This is a genomic window from Glycomyces artemisiae, from assembly GCF_003002955.1.
In the GTDB taxonomy this organism is placed as follows: domain Bacteria; phylum Actinomycetota; class Actinomycetes; order Mycobacteriales; family Micromonosporaceae; genus Glycomyces; species Glycomyces artemisiae.
This window is the reverse complement of sequence record NZ_PVTJ01000010.1, coordinates 52,035-70,664: the sequence shown is the minus strand read 5'-3', so window position 1 is coordinate 70,664 and position 18,630 is coordinate 52,035. Positions and strand designations below refer to the sequence as shown.

Genomic DNA, 18,630 nt, shown 5'->3' with positions numbered 1-18,630 from the left:
GTCAACCGCCAACCGGGCCCCGCCCCCCTCAAGCGACCAGGCCCGACCGGAACGCCCGCGCCACGGCCTGCGCCCGGTCCCGCGCCCCGAGCTTCCCGTACATGCGCTTCGCATGGGTCTTCACGGTGTCCTCCGAGACGTGCAGGCGCGCACCGATCTCCGCGTTGGTCATCCCCTCGCACATCGCCCAGAGGACCTCCAGCTCGCGGTTGCTCAGCAGCGAGCCCCCGCGACCCGCGCGCTGGCGCGGCATCACCTCCTTCGCCTCCGCGGCTGCGCGACAGGCGAACTGGTACGCCTGCGCGAAGGCGACCAGCAGCGCGTCGCCGCCCGGCGAGGGCGCCCGCAGCACCCCCTTCGCGCCCGCGGCGACGACCATCGCCGCGATCCGCGGCTCGGCGTCGCCGCACATGACCAGGGACGTCTGCGGGAACCGGGAGCGCAGGTTCTGCGCGAAGATGACGGGGTTCGGCGCGGCCAGGCGGAAGTCGATGATCGCGGTCTCGACGAACTTGCGCCGCAGCTCGACGAGCAGCGACGCGGCGCAGTCGACGGTCCTGACGGACAGCGCCTGGCCCATGCGGGAGGCGCTTGCGGATATGGCCCTGGCCGCTTGCACGGTCGGGACGCAGACAACCATGGTGCTCATGGTCCTTCTCGCTTTCGATGAGTTGAGCGCGCCGCCGGTGGGGACGGCGCGACCGGTGGGAATCGGTGGGAATGGATGTGAATGGGTGGATCGGAAAGGGATGTCGTGATTAACGAGCCTCGGGCGCGCGAGTTACGCCATTCGAGGGACATCCCATGGCAAATAGTGAACAACCCGTTACTGGACCGGGTGACACCGGAAAGCGGCGCCGCCGATTACTCGGCGACGCCGCTGCAGCGGTCGGACGGTCTGGGAGGGTCTTACCAACGCCACCACAGGAAGCGGCGTTCCCGGCGCACGACGACCTTGCTCCACGCGTTCTTTCCGGAGATGTGGAACCGGGGGCCGCCGGAGGCCGAGTGGCAGCGGTTGACCACCGCGCCGCCGTGGAGCTCGACGCCCTCGTCGATCGCGGAGGCGTTCGGCGGGAGGATGAGCGTGATCTTGGAGTGCCGGAGGTCGACGTCGAGGTCGATGTCCGCGGCGGTGAACACGGCAGTGCGGCAGTCGAGCGTGATCGCGCTGTGGGCCGCCTTGGCCTTGATGCGCGCCGGGACCCGCCATTCGCCCTGCCGCTTGACGTGCGAGTGGGAGGGGTTCAGTTCCAGGTCGGGCGCGTTGCCGCCGACCTTGGCGCGGCCCGGGACCGCGAGGGCGCGGTCCTCGGCGGGGAGGTCGGTGAGGAGGCGCTCGACCTCGGCGTAGGTCTTCGCTTCGTAGACCTCGCGGGAGCGCTCGGCGAACTCGTCCAGGTCGAGGCGGCCCTCTTCGGTGGCGGCCTGGAGCCGGGCGATGAGGGCCTCGCGTTCGGCGTTGGAGAGGCGGACGTTCGGGTCTGGTTCGGGCATCGCGGTTCACCTTCTACTGGTTCCGCGAACGAATTTACCGCCCGGTCGGGTCGGCGCGATAGGCCGCTCAGCCCGTGGTCGCGAGCCCGCGGGCGACGTCGGCGGCGGCCTCGCGGCCGCCGCCGGTGCTCAGGCGTGGCAGCAGAACTCGTTGCCTTCGGGGTCGGCCATGAGGATCCACTTGGCGCCGTCCTCGTCGTAGGCGCCCAGGCGGGTCGCGCCGAGGCTTTCGAGGCGGTCGGCTTCGGCCTCGTAATTGTCGGGACCGTAGTGGAGGTCCAGGTGGAGGCGGTTCTTGACGGTCTTCGGCTCGGGCACGACCTGGAACAGCAGCCGCATGCCCTTGCCCGTTCCGCGCACCGGGTCGAAGGGCGCTTCGGGGTCGCGGACCGCGGCGGCGGTCTTCCATCCCTTGCGGCCGTGGACCTCCACGGTGTGCTCCTCGGTGACGACCCCCTGTTCGAGGAGCATCGCGATGAGCGCCGAGTGGTCCTCGACGACGTAGTCCATCGCGGCGGCCCAGAAGTCGGCCAAGCGGTGCGGGTCGGTGCAGTCGATGCAGATCTTGAACGGTACGGCCATGCCCCCGATCGTAGATCGGGGGACCGACAGCCGTTCCCCTTTCGCCCCTCCGGCCGCTTCCGCTACTCCCCCTCGATGTAGGACTGGGCGTTCGCCAAGTGGTCCTTGACCTGCTGCTCCTGGGCGTAGATCTCGGTCTGGTTCGGCATGAGCTTCTCCACGTACAGGCGCGCGTAGAGCTCCTCGGAGCCGTCCCGGAGGCCCGAGTCCTCGGCGCACTGCGCGAAGTCGAGGGCGATCGCGAACTCGGCGGCCACGGGGTCGGTGGTGTCGAGGCCGTCGGGGAGTTCGGGGACTTCGACGCGCTCGTCGCCTTCGTAGGCGATCGTGGTGTCGCCGTACAGGTTCACCGTGATGTACTGGTCGGTCGCCAGCCAGCCCAGCTCGCTGAACTCCCATTCGCCGTAGCCGCGGTCGGCGAGGCAGCCGAGGAACGAGTCCTCCTCGTCGGCGTACTCGCCGAGCATCTCCCCGTAGATCTCGCCGTCGCCGATCTGCGTCAGCGGGCTCTCGTCGTTGCCGGGCTTGAGCCAGTATGTCGAGCCGTCGTCGTACTCGCGCTGCTCGGGCTCGCCGTAGACCGTCTCGATGGTCTCCAGCTCGCAGCCGCCGAACGGCGGCTGTTCGAGATCGATCTCCGCGGGGTCCCCGGCGGACTCCATCGCCTCCTCGAACGCCTGGTCGTACTCGTAGCGCTCGGGGCCCTTCCACGCCTTCTCCCAAGCGACCGTGTACTCCTCGCCCTGGGCCTCGAACTCCTCGTGCTCGGCGTCCCAGGCGGGCTCCCAGTAGCCCTGGTCCTCGGCGTGGGCGGCCAGGTAGTCGGGGTCCTCGCGCATCTCAAGGGCCGCATCGGTGTCGGTCCAGGTGACCCAGTCGCCGAAGGCGAACTTCTCGGCCTGCTCGACCGTGGGGATGCGGGCGTACGGGGAGGCGAAGCCGGTGAAGCGGTTCGGGACGGCGTTCCCGAAGAGGGCGAGCGGGTCGTGGACCGTGTAGCCCTCGTCCTGCATGCACATGGAGCCGACGCGGTACTCCGCCTGGACCAGTTCCCAACTGAAGGTGGAGATGTTGACGATGCTCTGCTCGATCGCCTCGATGTCTTCATCGGTGACCTCGACGGGCTCCTCACCGCCGCAGGCGGTCAGGAGGAGCGGGAGCGACAGGAGCGCGAGTGCGGGTCGGCGCATGGAGTGGCCCTTCGACGGGGAGGCGGACATCAGAGTAGATGCGCCGAAACCGCCCGAAGGTTGCACGAGCGGCCGGGATCAGCGGCAGGCGGCGAGGCGGTCGAGGAGGGCGGTGGTCTTCTCGAACTCGTCGGCGAGCTTGTCGGTGAGCAGGGACAGGGCCTCGTAGATGCGGCCGGCGGCGAGGAGCGTGTTCACGATGTCCAAGGCGAGCCGGGTGAGCTTGCTGCGGGTGGACAGCAGCACGTCGATCACGGACGAGGGGTTCCCGAGGATCATGGAGATCAGGCTGACGGCATCCATGATGGACTCCACGTAGAGGGTCTTCGCGCGGTTGTTGAGGGCCTGCGCGAATTCGGCGGTGCGCTCCATGAGCTCTTGCAGGAGAGCGGCGACGAGGCGCGCGGTGAACACGGCGTCCTGGTACTCGGCAAGACGCTGGACGGCGGCGTCCCTTGCGGCGCCTTGCCATTGGACATCGAGCATGTCGGCGACCGCGCCGCTGAGATGCTGCGACAACGTGTTCAGAGCGGCCTCGGTCTCGCGCCACATGGTCGCGGAGAGGCCGAGCCGCTCGGGGTTGCACAGCGCCAGGCCGACCGCGTCCTGGAGCGGCTGGGCGGCGGCGAGCAGGATGTCGAGGCCCATGCTCACGACCTCGCCCGCGATGGAGGCGGGGTCGGGACCGTCGTAGTTGGCGTAGGCGAGGTCCACGATCTCCGACATCTGCAGATACAGCGCGACCAGCGACTGGGCGAGGACGAGCAGGTCGTCGTGGCTGGCGTCGCCGTCGAAGAGCCGGTCGAGGGGTTCATCCCCAGCGTCGAGCTGGTCGCGGATGTTCTTGATCCGCTTGTAGTACGGGTCGCCGTCGCGGCGGGCGCGCACGAGGTCGTCGATGCCGTAGTCGGTGTCGCCCTCGGCGCTCGTCTGGCTGCCCCAGCCGGTGTGGCGGGGCTTGTCGGACATGTCGATCGGGTCGGTCACGGCGCGGTCCTCGGGTAGGCGCCGTCGCTGCCTTGCGGGTCGCCGCCGGTGCCGGGACCCGGTTGCGTGGTCGGGCCCGGTCCGGGGTGGGAGCCGGTGCCGGGGCCGGGCTGCGTGGCCGGGCCGGGGCCCGGATGGCTGCCGGTGCCGGGGCCCGGGCCGGGGCGGAACAGGTCGACGATCGCGCCGAAGTCGATGCCGGCCTTGCCGTCCGCGTGTTCGTAGTCGCCGCAGGAGCCGTCGATGCCGGAGGCGAGGCCGTCGAGGGCCGGGCCGAGCCTGCCGAGGACGGCGACCGTCCGAGCGGCCGCGTCCCCGTACGATCCGGCGAAGAGCAACCCCGCGGGTCCCCACGCCCATCCGGGCGGGTCCGCTTCGGCCGCATAGGAGGCGACCTCGTCGAACTCGGGGGCGAGGGCGCGCAGCCGCGCGGCGGTCTCGCGGACGGCGGAGGTATTGACTTGGAAGCCGTTGTGTCCCATGGACGGTCTCCCCGGGTGCGCGACGGGCCCGAGGGGCGGGCCCTATCGCCCACTATATGGAGGTACGGCCACCTGCAGGGGGCGGCTCAGACGTGGTCGCGCCAGGTGTGGTTCGGGTCGTAGCCGAGGAGCCTGCGGGCCTTGTCGATCGAGAGGAGCGTCTCGTGGCCGGAGACGGGCCGCTTGAGTTCGAGGTCCGGGTAGTGGGCGGCGACGAGGTCGGCGGTCGGAGTAGTCATGACCGTGTCGGGGGAGGCGATCACGAAGACCTCCTTGCCGGTGCCCTCGCGTTCGAGGCCGAGGCGCACGGCCAGCGCGCCGTCGCGGGCGTCGATGTAGGACCAGAGGTTCCACTGGCGCAGTGCGGGATCGTCGTTGAAGGACGGGAACTTCGCGTAGTCCTCGGGGTACATGACGTTGGAGAACCGCAGGCCGGTGGCCTTCAGGTCCGGGTTCCAGCGGCAGAACTGGTCGACCATGGTCTCCTCCATGGTCTTGACGAGGGAGTAGGTGGATTCGGGGCGCGGGGCGTACTCCTCGTCGACGGGGAGGTACGGGGGCGGGGTCTCGAAGGGGAGGCCGAGGACAGTTTCGCTTGAGGCCCAGACGATGTTGTCGATCCCGGCGAGGCGGGCGGCGGCGAACACGTTGTAGCTCGCGAGCATGTTGTTGCGGAAGACCGCGGAGTTCGGCTGGAGGCCGGGGGCGGGGATCGCGGCGAGGTGGACGAGGGCGTCGACGCCGTCGTAGCGGTCGTCGATGCGGGTGAGCGCCTCGACCGCCTGACCGTAGTCGGTGAGGTCGATCTGGGAGTAGGGGTCGTGGCCGTCGGGCGAGGGGCGCCGGTCGAGGTTGACGACGTCCCAGCCGTGCTCGACAAGGTGGCGGACGACCGCCCTGCCGAGCTTGCCGCTGCCTCCGGTGACCGCTGCGCGCGCCATCGCGCCTCCCCTTGATCGTGGCCTGTGCGACACCAGTGTGGCAGGATCATGCGAATGACGGCAACGCTGGACCTCGGGTCGCATCAGATCATCGCTTTGACCGACGGGGTGGGGCCGTTCCTCTCCTCGCGGGCGGAGGCGTTCCCGGACGCGACGCCGGAGCAGTGGGCGGACGCGGACGCGCTCGATCCCGATGCGGTGGACGCGAACGGCGAGTGGGTGCTCCAGTTCCGGGCCTTCGCGATCCGCTCGGACCGGGGCGTCACGCTGGTGGACACCGGGATCGGTCCGGCCGGGGCCCCGGCGGCCTCGTGGACGCCGGTGCCGGGGCGGCTCCCGGAGGAGCTGGCGGCGGCCGGGATCGACCCGGCCGAGGTCGACCGGGTCGTGCTGACCCATCTGCACTCGGACCACATCGGCTGGGCCGTGGTGGGCGACGATAAGCACCCTTACTTCCCGAACGCCGAGTACCTGTTGCAGCGCAAGGAGTTCGAAGCGATCGAGGCGATCAACCCGAAGCTGGAGGGCCAGATCATCGCGCCGCTGCTCGGCGCCGAGCGCCTGCGCCTCCTCGACGGCGACACGCGGCTGCCCACCGGCGAGCGCGTCGTGGCGACCCCGGGGCACACCCCCGGCCACCAAAGCGTCCTCGTCGAATCGGGCCGCGACCTCGCCGTCGTCACCGGCGACCTGCTGGTCCACGCCATCCAGCTCGCCCACCCCGCCCTCGAATACGCCCACGAGATGGACCGCCCCGCCGCCAAGCGCTCCCGCGAGGCGATCCTCGCCACCGACGCCGCGATCCACCTGGCTACACCGCACTTGACCAGGCCGTTCGTCAGGGTCTGACACGGGCGCGTGCGGGGGTGACACGCGCGTGCACCGCCGATGACATGCGGGCCGCGAACCATGGGTTCCGTCAACCGACAAGGTTCGAAGGGAAACCCGCATGTCCACCGCATTCGAGACCGAAGGGCTCGTCAAGCGCTTCGGCGACTTCACCGCCCTCGCCGGGGTCGACCTGGCCGCCGAGGAGGGCACCGTCCTCGGCGTGCTCGGGCCCAACGGCGCGGGCAAGACCACCATGGTGCGCGTCCTCGCGACGCTCCTGCGCCCCGACGGCGGCGCCGCGCGGGTCGACGGCATCGACGTCACGCGCCGCCCCGACGAGGTGCGGCGCCGGATCGGGCTCACCGGGCAGTTCGCGTCCGTCGACGACGACCTGACCGGGATGGAGAACCTCCAGCTCATCGGCAGGCTCCTCGACCTGCGCGGCAGCGAGATCCGGTCCCGCACGAAGCAGCTCCTGGCCGATTTCGACCTCGCCGACGCCGCGAAGCGCACCGTCAAGACCTACTCCGGCGGGATGCGCCGCCGCCTCGACCTCGCCGCGAGCCTCATGGGCCGCCCGCGCACCGTCTTCCTCGACGAGCCGACGACGGGGCTCGACCCGGTCAAGCGCGAGGAGCTGTGGGGCGTCGTGCGCAGGCTCGTCGCCGACGGCACCACGGTCCTGCTCACCACGCAGTACCTCGAAGAGGCCGACGCGCTCGCCGACGAGATCAGCGTGTTCGACCACGGCCGCGTCATCGCGCACGGCACGCCCGCCGAGCTGAAGCGGATCGTCGGCGGGCAGTCGATCGTGGTGCGGCCCAGCGAGGCCGGCTCCATCGACGCCGTCGCCGGCCTGCTGCGGAAGTTCACCGGGCACGAGCCCGAGTCGCCGCAGCGCGGCGTGCTCGCCGTGCCCGCGGAGAACGAGCTCGTGTTCACCGCGATCGTCGCCGAGCTCGCGCTCGCCGGGATCGGCGTCACCGAGCTGGCGCTCCGCCTCCCCGACCTCGACGACGTGTTCTTCAAGCTCACCGGGCACGTCACCAGCAGCAACGACCAGAAAACGGAGGTGCCGGCATGACCGCCGTCCTCACCGCGCCCGCCGCGCCCGGCCTCGACGCCGCGGCCGTCAAGCGCCCGTTCGCGCTCGCGCGGCACTCGCTCGCGCTCGCCTGGCGCAACCTCGTCAAGACCATGCGGAACCCCGAGCAGCTGCTCGACGTGACGCTCCAGCCGATCATCTTCACCGCGATGTTCGGGTTCCTCCTCGGCGGCGCGCTCGCGGGCGACACCGCCGCGTACCTCCAGACGCTCGTGCCCGCGCTGATGGTGATGCTGACGCTGTTCGCGTCGATCCAGTCGGGCACGAACTTCTCCACGGACCTGAAGAGCGGCCTGTTCGACCGGTTCCGGTCGATGCCGATCGGGCGGTCCGCACCGCTCATCGGCGCGGTGCTCGGGGACGCGATCCGGTACGTGGTCACCATCGTCGTGCTGCTCGGGTTCTCGTACCTGCTGGGGTTCCGGATCGAGACCGACCCGGCGCGGGCGCTCGCGGCGTGCCTGCTCGCGATCGGGCTCGGGTTCGCGCTGAGCTGGGTGTTCCTGCTGCTCGGTGCGGTCATGAAGGAGCCGGGGTCGGTGCAGGGCATCGCGTTCATCGTGACGTTCCCGCTGACGTTCGGCACGAACATGCTCACCCCGACCGCGTCGATGCCCGGCTGGCTCCAGGCGTGGATGGACGTGAACCCGTCGGTGTACGCGATGGACGCGGCGCGCGGGCTCATGGTCGGCGGGCCGGTCGCCACGCCGGTCGCGGTGACCCTCGCGTGGATCGCCGGGATCATCGCGGTGTTCGCGCCGCTCGCGGTCGCGGCCTACCGGCGGCGCACCTGATCCCTGCGCCTGGCAAGGGGCGCAGAGGGATCGGGACTAATCCAACTGGGAAGCACCGCGCGAGCGCCGGGCCTCCGGGTCCGGCTCTCGCGCTTTGCACGCCCGCTCCAGACGGGCGAGGGCCGCGTCCCGGTCGAGGGCGCGGCCGTGCCGCGCCGCCGCCTCGAAGGGCTCGGCGCCGAGGCGTTTGCGAAGGGCGCGTTCGAGGATCGCGGCGTCGACGTCGAACCGGTCGGGGGCGCCGCGGAGCTCGTCGGCGACGCCGAGGAGCTCGGCCGCGGCGGCGTCGTCGCCTCCGGCCGCCGCGAAGGACCCGGCGGCGATGGCGACCTTCGCGAGGACCGGCATGTCGAGCGCCGAGTGCGCGGCGTCGAAGGACTCGGCGAGGAGGCGGCGGGCGCCCTCCTGGTCGTCGCGGGCGAGGGCGGTGAAGATCCGGGCCCGCGACATCAGCGCAGTCCACTGGGGAGGCACGATGACCCACTGGTCCTCGCGCAGCCCGTCGGCGACGGTGTAGTGGCGCTCGGCGTCCTCAAGGCGCCCTTCGAGGCGGGCGAGGTCGCCGAGTCCCAGGTGGGCGAACAGGGCCTCGCGGCCCGCCGAGGGGTGGTCCCGGTCGGCCTCGGCCTCGGCGATGACCGCTTCGAGGGCCTCGCGGGCCTCGTCATTGCGTCCCTCGCGGATCAGGGCGCTCGCGAGGATGGTGCGGGTCTGGATCGCGGCGGCGCCCGGGCTCAGTTCGCGTTGCAGCGCAATGGACTCCTCCAGGGCGGCGACGGCCGGTTCGAGGTCGCCGAACATGAGGCCGATCTGGGCGAGCCAGTTGAGCGCGTGGTAGAGGCCGAACCGGTCGCCGGTGTCGCGGAAGCCGGAGGCGGCTCGGCCGAGGTCCACGCGCATCTCGGTCATCTCGCCGCGGTCTTCGAGCAGGAGCGCGCGCAGCATCCAGAGCACGGAGCGGACCCACGGGTCGGGGTGGGCCATGCGCCGCTCGATGCAGGCGAAGCCGCCGTCGTGCTCGTCGATGAACATGAGCAGCAGGGGTTCGGCGAGGACGAGCAGCGGGTGGTCGGGGTAGGGCGCGGCGGCGCGGACGACGGCGTCGAACTCCTCGATGATGCCGTCGGTCTGGAAGGTGCCGCACATCATCCGGTTGATCACGGCCATGCCCTGCACCACGACGCGGGATTCGTCGGGGGCGGGGCCGGGGACGGCCAGCGCCGCGTCGAGCCAGCCGGTGACCTCGGGGCGGGCGCCCGCGTAGAGCCAGTGGATGCACATGGCGGCGGCGAGGCGCACGGCCGTGTCGGCGTCGCCGCCGCCGACGGCGAAGTGGAAGGCGGCCAGGAGGTTCCCGCGTTCGGCGTCGAGGCGGCGCATCCACTCGATCTGGTCGGGGCCGCGCAGGTGCGGCTCGGCGGCCTCGGCGAGTTCGAGGGCGTAGGCGGCGTGCGCTTCGTGGGCCTTGACGAGGCGGCCGGTCTCGGCGAGGCGCTCCTGGCCGTACTCGCGGATGGTCTCCAGCATGTGGAAGCGGCCCGATCCGGTGGACTGGAGGATCGACTTGTCCGCCAAGGAGGTCAGGGTGTCGAGGGAGGCGCCGAGCCATTCGGCGGCGTCGATGGACAGGCCCCCGGCGAAGACGGAGGCGGATTCGGCGAGGTCCCGTTCGGACGGTTCGAGGAGGTCCCAGCTCCAGGCGACCACGGCGCGGAGGGTCTGGTGGCGCGGGAGGGCGGTGCGGGAGCCGCCGGTGAGGAGCAGGAAGCGGTCGCCGAGGCGGTCGGCGACCTGCGGGAGGTCGAGGGTCCGGAGCTTCGCGGCGGCGAGCTCGATGGCGAGGGGGAGGCGGTCGAGCCGGTCGCAGAGGGCCGCGACGTCAGCCGCGTTCGATGCGTCCACGGTGAACCCGGGGCGGACGGCGGCGGCGCGGTCGGCGAAGAGCCGTTGGGCCGCTTGGGAGCCGAGGGGGCCGATGTGGCAGACGGTCTCGCCGGTGATGGCGAGCGGTTCGCGGCTGGTGGCGAGGATGCGCAGGTCGGGGCAGGCGCCTAGGAGGCGGTCGGCGAAGTCGGCGGCGGCGTCGATGAGGTGCTCGCAGTTGTCGAGCACGAGGAGCGCGGGCCGGCCCGCGAGGGCCTCGACGAGGAGTTCGAGGGTGGCGGCTGGGGCGCGGCGCTCGGCGGGGTCGGTGTCGAAGGCGCCCACGGCTTCCGCGGCGGCGCGGGCGACGCCCTCGGGGTCGGTGACGGGCGCGAGTTCGGCGATCCAGGCGCCGCCGGGCGGGGCGGTGGAGGCGGCGGCGGAGGTGGCGAGGCGGGTCTTGCCGACGCCGCCGGGGCCGCAGAGGGTGACGAGGCGGGCGTTGCCGAGGGCGGCGGCGATCTGTGCGCGTTCGGGTTCGCGGCCGACGAAGCTGGTGAGCGGGGCGCGGAGGTTGCCGCGGGTGCGGGCGGGCTTCGGCGGCGCCGGTTCGAGGAGTCGCATGTGGACGGCCTGGAGGTCGGGGCCGGGGTCGGCGCCGAGCTCGTCGGCGAGGCGGCGGCGCAGCGCGTCGTAGCGGGCGAGCGCCTCGGCGCCTTGGCCCGCGGCGAGGAGGGCGCGGAAGTACAAGGCGTGCAGGCGTTCCCGGAGGGGGTGCGCGGCGGCGGCCTCGGCGAGCGCGGGGAGCGGCGCGGCTGCGGCCGCGCCGGAGGCGAGTTCGGCCTCGGCCCAGTCCTCGACGGCGGCGAGGCGGGTCTCTTCGAGCGCGGCGATCGCGCTGAGCGCGTCGGGGGTGTCGGCGAGCGCGGGGCCGCGCCACAGGCCCAGCGCCTCGGCGAGGAGGCCGCGGGCGGCGGGGTCCCCGGCCCGGAGCGCGCGGCGGCCCGCGGCGGCGAGGCGTTCGAAGCGGAGCAGGTCGACGGCCTCGGGGTCGGCTTCGAGGCGGTACCCGCCGGGGACGGACGCGACGGCGCCGGGCGGCAGGAGGCGGCGCAGGCGCGCGACCAGGGATCGGACCGCGGAGGCGGGGTCGGCGGGGCCGTCCTCGGGCCACACGGCCGCGGCGAGCGATTCGGCGGCGACGGGCCGCCCCGCGCTCTGCGCGAGGCGGGTCAGCAGGGCGCGGAGCCGGGCCCCGGCGACCTCGACGGGCCCGTCTGCGGTCCCGACCGCGAGCGGCCCCAGCACCCCGACCGTGAACGTAGAGGCGTCGAGTGGCGGCATGAGATGAATATACGTCGCCGGGCGCAGCGGCTTTCGCTTCGCGAGTCCGCGCGGGCGGGGACAGTGCCCCCGCTGCGAGGCCGCGCGGCCGGCACCCGTTCGGGTGACACATCGCCCGCGGTGGCCGGTTGCTGTCGGACCCCTCGGCAAGTCTTGGCGCTACGGTCCCCCGGGTGGGTGGGGGTTAGGGACGGCTCGAACCTCTGCCTATCGCGAGCGCCTCGAAATCGACCAGCAGGTCGGCGCGGTCGCGGACGAGGCGGATCCGCTCGGCGTTGCGCTCGTCGACCTCGGCGACCCAGGACCGGGCCCGCTCGGGGGTCTTGCCGAAGCGCTCGTGGCGGGCGATGAGGCGCTCCAGGCGCAGCGGCTCGGGGGTCTCGCAGTACCAGACCTCGGTGAGCGCGGCGCGCACCGCGGGCCACGGGCCCGACTCGTCGAGCAGGTAGTTCCCCTCGGTCACGACCACCGCGGCCTCGGGCGGGACCGCGATCGACCCGGCCACGGGCTCCCCCACCGTGCGGTCGAACTCCGGCGCGTACACGGTGCCGCGCTCGACGGCGATCCGCTCCAGGAGCGAGCGGTAGCCGCCGCCGTCGAACGTGTCGATCGCGCCCTTGCGCCCGCGCCGCCCCAGCCGCACCAGCTCGGCGTTCGCCAGGTGGAAGCCGTCCATGGGCACCTGCACCGCGCGCGTGCCGCCCGCGTCGAGCGTGCGCGCCAGCCACTCGGCGAGGGTCGTCTTGCCCGCGCCGGGGCATCCGGCGATGCCGATGAGCACCCGGCCGCCCGCGTCCAGGGCCTTGACGCGCTCCAGCAGCGCCTGGGGGTCGTTCGCGAAGTCCACGCGCCGAACCTAGCCCACGGGCTCCGCGGCCCCGCAGAGGCTGCTCAAAACCGGACGCGGCCACGGTGATCGGGGTTACGGTGACCGGGTCAGAGGCCCTGCGGACCGCGGAGTCGCGGGCCTGGCGAAACCGCACGGAGGCGACATGAAAGCCCTGCAATACCGCGAGATCGGCGCGGCCCCCGAGGTCGTCGAGATCCCCACGCCCGAGCCGGGACCAGGCGAGGTCCTCCTCAAGGTCACCGCCGCCGGGGTGTGCCATTCCGACATCGCCGTCATGGAGTGGCCCGCCGAGGGCTTCCCGTACGCGCTGCCGCTCACGCTCGGCCACGAGGGCGCGGGCACCGTCGAGGCGCTCGGCGACGGCGTCACGGGCGTCGAGGTCGGCGAGTCCGTCGCCGTGTACGGCCCGTGGGGCTGCGGGCGGTGCATCAAGTGCGCCGCGGGCGAGGAGAACTACTGCCAGCGCGCCCAGGAGCTGGGCATCAACCCGCCGGGTCTCGGTTCGCCCGGCGCGATCGCCGAGTACCTGATCGTCGACGACGCCCGGCACCTCGTCCCGCTCGGGGACCTCGACCCGGTGCAGACCGTGCCGCTCACCGACGCGGGGCTCACCCCGTACCACGCGATCAAGCGGTCGCTGCCGAAGCTGACGCCGGGTTCGACGGCGGTCGTCATCGGCACCGGCGGGCTCGGGCACGTCGCGGTGCAGGTGCTGCGGGCGGTCTCGGCCGCGCGGGTCGTGGCGCTCGACGTCTCGGAGGACAAGCTGGAGCTGGCGCGGAAAGTCGGTGCGCACGAGGCGTTCCTGTCGAACGAGGAGGCAGCGGGCAAGGTGAAGGAGCTGACCGGCGGGGTCGGCGCGCAGGCGGTGTTCGACTTCGTGGGCGTGGGCCCGACCGTGGCGACCGCGGGCGCGTGCGCGGCCGTTGAGTCGGACGTGACGATCGTGGGGATCGGCGGCGGCACGCTGCCGGTCGGGTTCGGGGCGCTGCCGTTCGAGGTGTCGGCGAAGGCGCCGTACTGGGGCACGCGCGACGAGCTGATCGAGGTGCTCGACCTGGCGCGCGGCGGCCACGTGGACGTGCACGTGGAGACGTTCTCCCTGGACGAGGCGCCAGAGGCGTACGAGCGGCTGCACGCGGGCCGGATCAACGGGCGCGCGGTGATCCTGCCGAACGGCTGAGCGTGTGCGCAGGGGCGGCCCGGCCGGGGTTCCGGCCGGGCCGTTTGACATTTCCGGAACCCTAGATCTACGATGCATAGAACAGCAAGGCATAGAAGTTCTAGGTACGAAGGAGGCGCCCCCTCATGCACATCGCGAAAGACCTCGTGGCGGCCTCGGCCACCCCGCTCGTGCTCGGCATCCTCGCCGAGGAGGAGAGCTACGGCTACGCGATCCTCAAGGAGATCGCCGAGCGGTCCGGCGGGCGGCTGGAGTGGACCGAGGGCCTGCTCTACCCGCTGCTGCACCGGCTCGAACGGCTCGGACACGTCGAGTCCACCTGGCGCACGCCCGAAGGCGGGCGGCGCCGCAAGTACTACGCCATCACCGAGGACGGGCGCCGGGAGCTCGCCGAGCAGCGGCGCCAGTGGGCGGCCGTCACCGATGCGCTCCAGGACATCTGGGAGACCACCCGCACCCTCGGACCGGCCGCGCCCAGGGCGATGGAGGCCTGACATGACCGACACCGACATCGAGGCGCAGGTGACCGAGTGGCGCGCTTATATGCTGCGCCGCAAGGCGATCAGCGAAGCCGACGTGGACGAGCTGGAGGACCACCTGCGCGAGCGGGTCGGCGACCTGACCGCGGCGGGCCTCAAGCCCGACGAGGCGTTCCTCATCGCCGTCAAGCGCATGGGCCGCATGGACGAGCTGTCCCGCGAGTTCGCCCGCGAGCACTCCGACCGGCTGTGGAAGCAGCTCGTGCTCGACCCCGACCGGGACGCCGCCGCCGACGCGGAGCGGCGCCGCGGCCTGCTCGTCATGATCGTGTGCGCCGCATTGGGAGTGGTCGCGATCAAGGCCCCCGCGCTGTTCGGACTCGGATTCGACGACTCCGGGGACTTCTACGCCCGCAACATGGGCCTGCTCGTGCTCGCGCCGCTCGCGGTCTACTTCGCGTGGCGCCGCAGGCTCGGCACGGGTTCGATCGCGGCGGTGGCGGTCCTGTTCGCCGTCGGCGCGGTCGCCAACAACGCCTACCCGCTCGACGCCGACTCGCAGTCGGTGGTGCTCAGCGCGATCCACCTGCCGCTCATGCTGTGGTTCGTCGTCGGCATCGCCTACGCGGGCGGCGAATGGCGGTCGGGGCGCAGGCGCATGGACTTCATCCGGTTCTCCGGCGAGTGGTTCATCTACCTGGTCCTCATCGGACTCGGCGGCGGGGTGCTCACCGGGTTCACCGCAGGCGTGTTCGGCGCGATCGGCGTCGACGCCGAGGTGTTCGTCTCCGAATGGCTCGTGCCGTGCGGGCTCGCCGCCGCGGTCGTGGTGGCCGCGTGGCTGGTCGAGGCCAAGCAGTCGGTCATCGAGAACATGGCCCCGGTGCTCACCCGCGTGTTCACGCCGCTGTTCGCCGTCACGCTCGTCGCGGTGCTCGTCGCGATCGGCGTGACCACCAATGCGATCGACGTCGAACGCGACATGCTCATCCTGTTCGACCTGCTCCTGGCGGTCGTCCTCGGCCTGGTGCTCTACTCCATCTCGGCGCGCGACGCCGAGGCGAAGCCCGGGGTGTTCGACTGGATGCAGCTCGCGCTCGTCGTGAGCGCCCTGCTCATCGACGTCCTCGTGCTCGTCGCGATCCTCGGCCGCATCACCGAATGGGGGTTCACGCCGAACAAGAGCGCCGCGCTCGGCGAGAACCTCGTGCTCTTCGCGAACCTCGCGTGGACCGCATGGCTCTATGTCTCGATCATCAGGCGCCGCAAGCGGTTCGCGCAGCTCGAAGACTGGCAGACGAACTACATGCCCGTCTACGCGGCGTGGGCGGCCGTCGTGGTCCTGCTCTTCCCGCCCCTGTTCTCGTTCGCCTGAGAGGAAACCGCCGCGGGCCGCCCTGGGAGGAGGGCGGCCCGCGGTCACCTGTGCGGTCCCGAAGGTGCGGTCGGGCCCGGAGGTCTAATCCGAGCCGAAGGCGGAGTCGAAGGACGCCTCCGGGGGCTCGAAGTTCAGGTTCCGCACGAACTCCACCGCTTCGGCGGCGCCGCGCAGGCGGTCCATCCCGGCGTCCTCCCACTCCACGGAGATCGGACCGGAGTAGCCGATGCGGCCCAGCACGCGGAAGCAGTCCTCCCACGGCACGTCGCCGTGGCCGGTCGAGACGAAGTCCCAGCCGCGCCGCGGGTCGCCCCACGGCAGGTGCGAGCCGAGGCGGCCGTTGCGGCCGTCGAAGCGCTTGCGCGCGTCCTTGCAGTCCACGTGGTAGATCCGGTCCCGGAAGTCCCACAGGAACGCGGCCGGGTCGATGTCCTGCCACACCATGTGGCTCGGGTCCCAGTTGAGCCCGAACGCGGTCCGGTGCCCGACCGCTTCGAGCGCGCGGTGCGTCGACCAGTAGTCGTAGGCGATCTCCGAGGGGTGCACCTCGTGCGCGAACCGCACGCCCGCCTCGTCGAACACGTCGAGGATCGGGTTCCAGCGGGCCGCGAAGTCGTCGTATCCCGCCTCGATCACCGCCTCCGACACGGGCGGGAACATCGCCACGTACTTCCACACGGCCGAGCCGGTGAAGCCGATGACGGTGTCCACGCCGAGCTTCGCGGCGGCCCGCGCCGTCGCCTTCATCTCCTCGGCGGCGCGCTGCCGGACCCCTTCGGGGTCGCCGTCGCCCCACACGCGGGAGGGCACGATCGCCTTGTGGCGGTCGTCGATCGGGTCGTCGCAGACCGCTTGGCCCACGAGATGGTTCGAGACGGCCCACAGGCCCAGGCCGTGCGATTCGAGAATGGCCCTGCGGTCGGCGACGTAGTCGTCGTCCTCGGCGGCGCGCACCACGTCGAGGTGGTCGCCCCAGCAGGCCACTTCGAGCCCGTCGTAGCCCCACGAGGCCGCGAGGCGGCACACCTCTTCGAACGGCAGGTCCGCCCACTGGCCGGTGAACAGCGTGATCGGTCTAGGCATGCAGACTCCTCAGGTAGGTCAGGCCGTCGACGGCGATGGCGTCCTGGGTCGGCGCCAGGGGCCGCCAGATCGACGCGGCGGTGGCGATGGTCGCATTGTGCGCCGTGAACGACTCGATGACAAGCGGTCCGCGATATCCGGCACCGTCGAGCGCCGCCGTGATCGCGGGCCAGTCGAGGTGGTCGCGGCCCGGCGCGCCCCGGTCGTTCGCCGAGACCTGCACGTGCGCGATCCTCCCTGCGGCCCTTGCGATCGCCGCGGGGATGTCGGTCTCCTCGATGTTCATGTGGTAGACGTCCAGGGCGAGCCCGGTCCCGGGCAGGCCGTCGAGCGCTTCGAGTGCCTGGTCCACAGTGTTCACGACGCTGGTCTCGTAGCGGTTCAGCGGCTCCACCGCGACGGTGATCCCCCGCGCGGCGGCGTACTCGGCGACGGGCCGGAGGTTCGCCCGCAGCTGTGCATAGGCCGCCGCGCGGTCGCCGATGCGCCAGGTCCGGCCGACCGACGCGTACGCGGGCCCGGCGATCACCGGCGACCCGACCGCGGCGGCGGCGTCCACGACGCCGCGCAGGTACTCCTGCGTCGCGGCGACGGTTTCCTCCGGGGCGTCGAGGAGCTCGCGTCCCGGGCCCATGACGAGGACCACCGTGGCGTCGAGGCCGAGTTCCGCGAGCAGCTCGGCGGCCTTCGCGGGTTCCCAGTCCCCTATGGACTCCACCGGCAGCTCGATCGCGTCGAACCCCCAGTCGCGGATCCGCGGCGCGAGCCGGGCCAGGGCCTCGTCGTCGAGCGGCGAGGCCCAGACCCAGGTGTTGACGCCGATGCGGCTCAACGGTCCTGCCACGCTTCGGGGAAGCCCGGCAGGTCCTCGCCGCCGAACTTGGCGTAGTGCAGTGAAGGCATGTCGGCGTTCACCTCCAGGTACTGGTCGCGCTCGGCCTCGGTGATCGGGTCCTGCGGGAGCACCCACTCCGACGGGACCTGCTCCCCCGCGAGGATCATCGTCGCGGCGATCACCGGCGTGCGCCACTGGAAGTTCGAGTACACGGGCGCGAGCGCGGTCATGCCGGTCTCCTGCCACTTGCGCATGAACGACAGCTCGTCCTCGCCGGTCATCACCGGGTAGGGCTTGCCGGCGTCCTCGAACGCCTCGATGGCCGCGACGGCGCCGTCCCCGGCGTCCATCCAGATGCCGTCCACGTCGCCGCGCTGGAGGTACTGCGTGACGATGTTCTTGATCTCCGCGGCGTCGCCGCCGGTGAACTCGTTCCCGAGGATCTCCAGCTCGGAGTCCGCGAAGATCTCCTGGGCCGCGGCCCAGCGGTTCTCCAGGACGTCCACGCCCGGGAGGATGCGCAGCGCCAGGACCTTGTCGCCCGGCTCCAGGTTGTCGACGAGGAACTCGGCGGCGTCGGCGCCGAACGCGTAGCCGCCGATCGGGTGGATGAACGTGACCGCGCAGTCGGTGTTGACGCCGCGGTCGAACACGATCACCGGGACGCCCGACTCGCAGGCCGCTTCCACTGCGGGCGTGAGGGTCGCGGTGGTCGACGGGGAGATGATGAGCGCGTCGCAGTCGCCGGAGTCGACGAACGCCTGGATGTCGCTGATCTGCTGGTCGTCGTCGTCCCCGGCGTCGGAGTGCCGGAACTCGCCGATCTTGCCTTCGGCCTGGAGGACCTCGACCTGCTGCTGCATGGTGATCCAGCCGGTCACGCGCCACGGGTTCGACACCGACGCGTTCGAGAAGCACACGGTGGCGTCGCCGCCCTCCTGCGCGAACTCGGTCGTGTCGATCCACTCGGGCTCGATGGCCTGGAGCCACGGGGCCGCCGGGTCCCCTTCGGGTTCGATGTCGCGCTGGGCGAGCTGCTCGTCGTAGTCGGCCTGGACGAACCACTCGTCGCCCGATTCGGCTGCGGTGGTGGCGTCGTCCGCTTCGTCGGTCGGGGCGTCGGTGGTGCACGCGGTGGCGAGCAGGATGCCCAGGGACGCCGCGGCGGCCGCGGCTATGCGTGTGGTCCGCATGGTGTGTGACCTT

Annotated in this window: 18 protein-coding genes; 6 read left to right on the top strand and 12 right to left on the bottom strand. The window is 71.9% G+C overall.

What is annotated here, in order from left to right; genetic code table 11:
* Positions 1-28 precede the first annotated feature (28 nt).
* The 7 genes from B0I28_RS28680 to B0I28_RS22390 form a co-directional block, all read right to left on the bottom strand.
* Positions 29-649, bottom strand: coding sequence for a helix-turn-helix transcriptional regulator (locus tag B0I28_RS28680; RefSeq protein WP_181245907.1), 621 nt, complete (start codon positions 647-649; stop codon positions 29-31).
* A 260-nt stretch (positions 650-909) separates the two neighbouring features.
* On the bottom strand, positions 910-1,497 hold the full coding sequence (locus tag B0I28_RS22410) for a DUF1707 SHOCT-like domain-containing protein (RefSeq protein ID WP_106366092.1): 588 nt from the start codon (positions 1,495-1,497) through the stop codon (positions 910-912).
* A 129-nt stretch (positions 1,498-1,626) separates the two neighbouring features.
* On the bottom strand, positions 1,627-2,079 hold the full coding sequence (locus B0I28_RS22405) for a VOC family protein (protein WP_106366091.1): 453 nt from the start codon (positions 2,077-2,079) through the stop codon (positions 1,627-1,629).
* A 62-nt stretch (positions 2,080-2,141) separates the two neighbouring features.
* Positions 2,142-3,269 (bottom strand): hypothetical protein, encoded by a 1,128-nt coding sequence (locus B0I28_RS22400; RefSeq protein WP_106366090.1) that lies wholly within the window; start codon positions 3,267-3,269, stop codon positions 2,142-2,144.
* A 78-nt stretch (positions 3,270-3,347) separates the two neighbouring features.
* On the bottom strand, positions 3,348-4,256 hold the full coding sequence (locus B0I28_RS22395) for a hypothetical protein (RefSeq protein ID WP_106366089.1): 909 nt from the start codon (positions 4,254-4,256) through the stop codon (positions 3,348-3,350).
* Positions 4,253-4,738 carry a hypothetical protein gene (locus tag B0I28_RS26985; protein ID WP_146148201.1) on the bottom strand — a complete coding sequence of 162 codons (486 nt, stop codon included), beginning with the start codon at positions 4,736-4,738 and terminating at the stop codon, positions 4,253-4,255. The genes B0I28_RS22395 and B0I28_RS26985 overlap by 4 nt, the downstream gene beginning before the upstream one ends.
* 86 nt (positions 4,739-4,824) lie before the next feature.
* Entirely contained in the window at positions 4,825-5,679 is an 855-nt protein-coding gene (locus tag B0I28_RS22390; protein WP_106366088.1) for an NAD-dependent epimerase/dehydratase family protein, read from the bottom strand.
* A 54-nt stretch (positions 5,680-5,733) separates the two neighbouring features.
* Between B0I28_RS22390 and B0I28_RS22385 the strand changes: the two genes are divergently transcribed.
* From B0I28_RS22385 to B0I28_RS22375, 3 genes are all read left to right on the top strand, one after another.
* Entirely contained in the window at positions 5,734-6,528 is a 795-nt protein-coding gene (locus B0I28_RS22385) for an MBL fold metallo-hydrolase (protein WP_106366087.1), read from the top strand.
* Between the two features lie 100 nt (positions 6,529-6,628).
* Positions 6,629-7,594 carry an ATP-binding cassette domain-containing protein gene (locus B0I28_RS22380; RefSeq protein WP_106366086.1) on the top strand — a complete coding sequence of 322 codons (966 nt, stop codon included), beginning with the start codon at positions 6,629-6,631 and terminating at the stop codon, positions 7,592-7,594.
* On the top strand, positions 7,591-8,409 hold the full coding sequence (locus B0I28_RS22375; protein ID WP_106366085.1) for an ABC transporter permease: 819 nt from the start codon (positions 7,591-7,593) through the stop codon (positions 8,407-8,409). The genes B0I28_RS22380 and B0I28_RS22375 overlap by 4 nt, the downstream gene beginning before the upstream one ends.
* 36 nt (positions 8,410-8,445) lie before the next feature.
* Here B0I28_RS22375 and B0I28_RS22370 read toward each other — a convergent pair whose 3' ends face one another.
* Both B0I28_RS22370 and B0I28_RS22365 read right to left on the bottom strand, forming a co-directional pair.
* On the bottom strand, positions 8,446-11,616 hold the full coding sequence (locus tag B0I28_RS22370) for an ATP-binding protein (protein WP_106366084.1): 3,171 nt from the start codon (positions 11,614-11,616) through the stop codon (positions 8,446-8,448).
* Positions 11,617-11,800: 184 nt separating this feature from the next.
* Positions 11,801-12,463 carry a nucleoside/nucleotide kinase family protein gene (locus B0I28_RS22365; RefSeq protein ID WP_106366083.1) on the bottom strand — a complete coding sequence of 221 codons (663 nt, stop codon included), beginning with the start codon at positions 12,461-12,463 and terminating at the stop codon, positions 11,801-11,803.
* A 145-nt stretch (positions 12,464-12,608) separates the two neighbouring features.
* Here B0I28_RS22365 and B0I28_RS22360 point away from each other — a divergent pair, with 145 nt between their 5' ends.
* The 3 genes from B0I28_RS22360 to B0I28_RS22350 all read left to right on the top strand — a co-directional run bounded on the left by B0I28_RS22360 (position 12,609) and on the right by B0I28_RS22350 (position 15,503).
* Positions 12,609-13,649 carry an NAD(P)-dependent alcohol dehydrogenase gene (locus B0I28_RS22360; RefSeq protein ID WP_106366082.1) on the top strand — a complete coding sequence of 347 codons (1,041 nt, stop codon included), beginning with the start codon at positions 12,609-12,611 and terminating at the stop codon, positions 13,647-13,649.
* 125 nt (positions 13,650-13,774) lie between these two features.
* Positions 13,775-14,143 carry a PadR family transcriptional regulator gene (locus B0I28_RS22355; protein WP_106366081.1) on the top strand — a complete coding sequence of 123 codons (369 nt, stop codon included), beginning with the start codon at positions 13,775-13,777 and terminating at the stop codon, positions 14,141-14,143.
* Between the two features lies 1 nt (position 14,144).
* Complete coding sequence (locus B0I28_RS22350) at positions 14,145-15,503, top strand: permease prefix domain 1-containing protein (RefSeq protein WP_106366080.1); 1,359 nt, start codon at positions 14,145-14,147, stop codon at positions 15,501-15,503.
* A gap of 84 nt (positions 15,504-15,587) precedes the next feature.
* On the opposite strand, the gene B0I28_RS22345 is transcribed toward B0I28_RS22350, so the two are convergent.
* The 3 genes from B0I28_RS22345 to B0I28_RS22335 are packed head-to-tail and all read right to left on the bottom strand — an operon-like array spanning position 15,588 to position 18,617.
* Positions 15,588-16,589 carry a sugar phosphate isomerase/epimerase family protein gene (locus tag B0I28_RS22345; protein ID WP_106366079.1) on the bottom strand — a complete coding sequence of 334 codons (1,002 nt, stop codon included), beginning with the start codon at positions 16,587-16,589 and terminating at the stop codon, positions 15,588-15,590.
* Entirely contained in the window at positions 16,582-17,421 is an 840-nt protein-coding gene (locus B0I28_RS22340) for a sugar phosphate isomerase/epimerase family protein (protein WP_106366078.1), read from the bottom strand. Before B0I28_RS22340 ends, B0I28_RS22345 begins: the two co-directional genes overlap by 8 nt.
* Entirely contained in the window at positions 17,418-18,617 is a 1,200-nt protein-coding gene (locus B0I28_RS22335) for a substrate-binding domain-containing protein (RefSeq protein ID WP_106366077.1), read from the bottom strand. Before B0I28_RS22335 ends, B0I28_RS22340 begins: the two co-directional genes overlap by 4 nt.
* Positions 18,618-18,630 lie beyond the last annotated feature (13 nt).

What these genes read in the sequence shown, in the direction of transcription:
- B0I28_RS22360 (WP_106366082.1), top strand. Translation starts at nt 12,609, where the DNA reads ATGAAAGCCCTGCAATACCGCGAGATCGGCGCGGCCCCCGAGGTCGTC.
- B0I28_RS22410 (WP_106366092.1), bottom strand. Translation starts at nt 1,497, where the DNA reads ATGCCCGAACCAGACCCGAACGTCCGCCTCTCCAACGCCGAACGCGAG.
- B0I28_RS22380 (WP_106366086.1), top strand. Translation starts at nt 6,629, where the DNA reads ATGTCCACCGCATTCGAGACCGAAGGGCTCGTCAAGCGCTTCGGCGAC.
- B0I28_RS22385 (WP_106366087.1), top strand. Translation starts at nt 5,734, where the DNA reads ATGACGGCAACGCTGGACCTCGGGTCGCATCAGATCATCGCTTTGACC.
- B0I28_RS22350 (WP_106366080.1), top strand. Translation starts at nt 14,145, where the DNA reads ATGACCGACACCGACATCGAGGCGCAGGTGACCGAGTGGCGCGCTTAT.
- B0I28_RS22390 (WP_106366088.1), bottom strand. Translation starts at nt 5,679, where the DNA reads ATGGCGCGCGCAGCGGTCACCGGAGGCAGCGGCAAGCTCGGCAGGGCG.
- B0I28_RS28680 (WP_181245907.1), bottom strand. Translation starts at nt 649, where the DNA reads ATGAGCACCATGGTTGTCTGCGTCCCGACCGTGCAAGCGGCCAGGGCC.
- B0I28_RS22335 (WP_106366077.1), bottom strand. Translation starts at nt 18,617, where the DNA reads ATGCGGACCACACGCATAGCCGCGGCCGCCGCGGCGTCCCTGGGCATC.
- B0I28_RS22375 (WP_106366085.1), top strand. Translation starts at nt 7,591, where the DNA reads ATGACCGCCGTCCTCACCGCGCCCGCCGCGCCCGGCCTCGACGCCGCG.
- B0I28_RS22400 (WP_106366090.1), bottom strand. Translation starts at nt 3,269, where the DNA reads ATGCGCCGACCCGCACTCGCGCTCCTGTCGCTCCCGCTCCTCCTGACC.
- B0I28_RS22405 (WP_106366091.1), bottom strand. Translation starts at nt 2,079, where the DNA reads ATGGCCGTACCGTTCAAGATCTGCATCGACTGCACCGACCCGCACCGC.
- B0I28_RS26985 (WP_146148201.1), bottom strand. Translation starts at nt 4,738, where the DNA reads ATGGGACACAACGGCTTCCAAGTCAATACCTCCGCCGTCCGCGAGACC.
- B0I28_RS22345 (WP_106366079.1), bottom strand. Translation starts at nt 16,589, where the DNA reads ATGCCTAGACCGATCACGCTGTTCACCGGCCAGTGGGCGGACCTGCCG.
- B0I28_RS22355 (WP_106366081.1), top strand. Translation starts at nt 13,775, where the DNA reads ATGCACATCGCGAAAGACCTCGTGGCGGCCTCGGCCACCCCGCTCGTG.
- B0I28_RS22370 (WP_106366084.1), bottom strand. Translation starts at nt 11,616, where the DNA reads ATGCCGCCACTCGACGCCTCTACGTTCACGGTCGGGGTGCTGGGGCCG.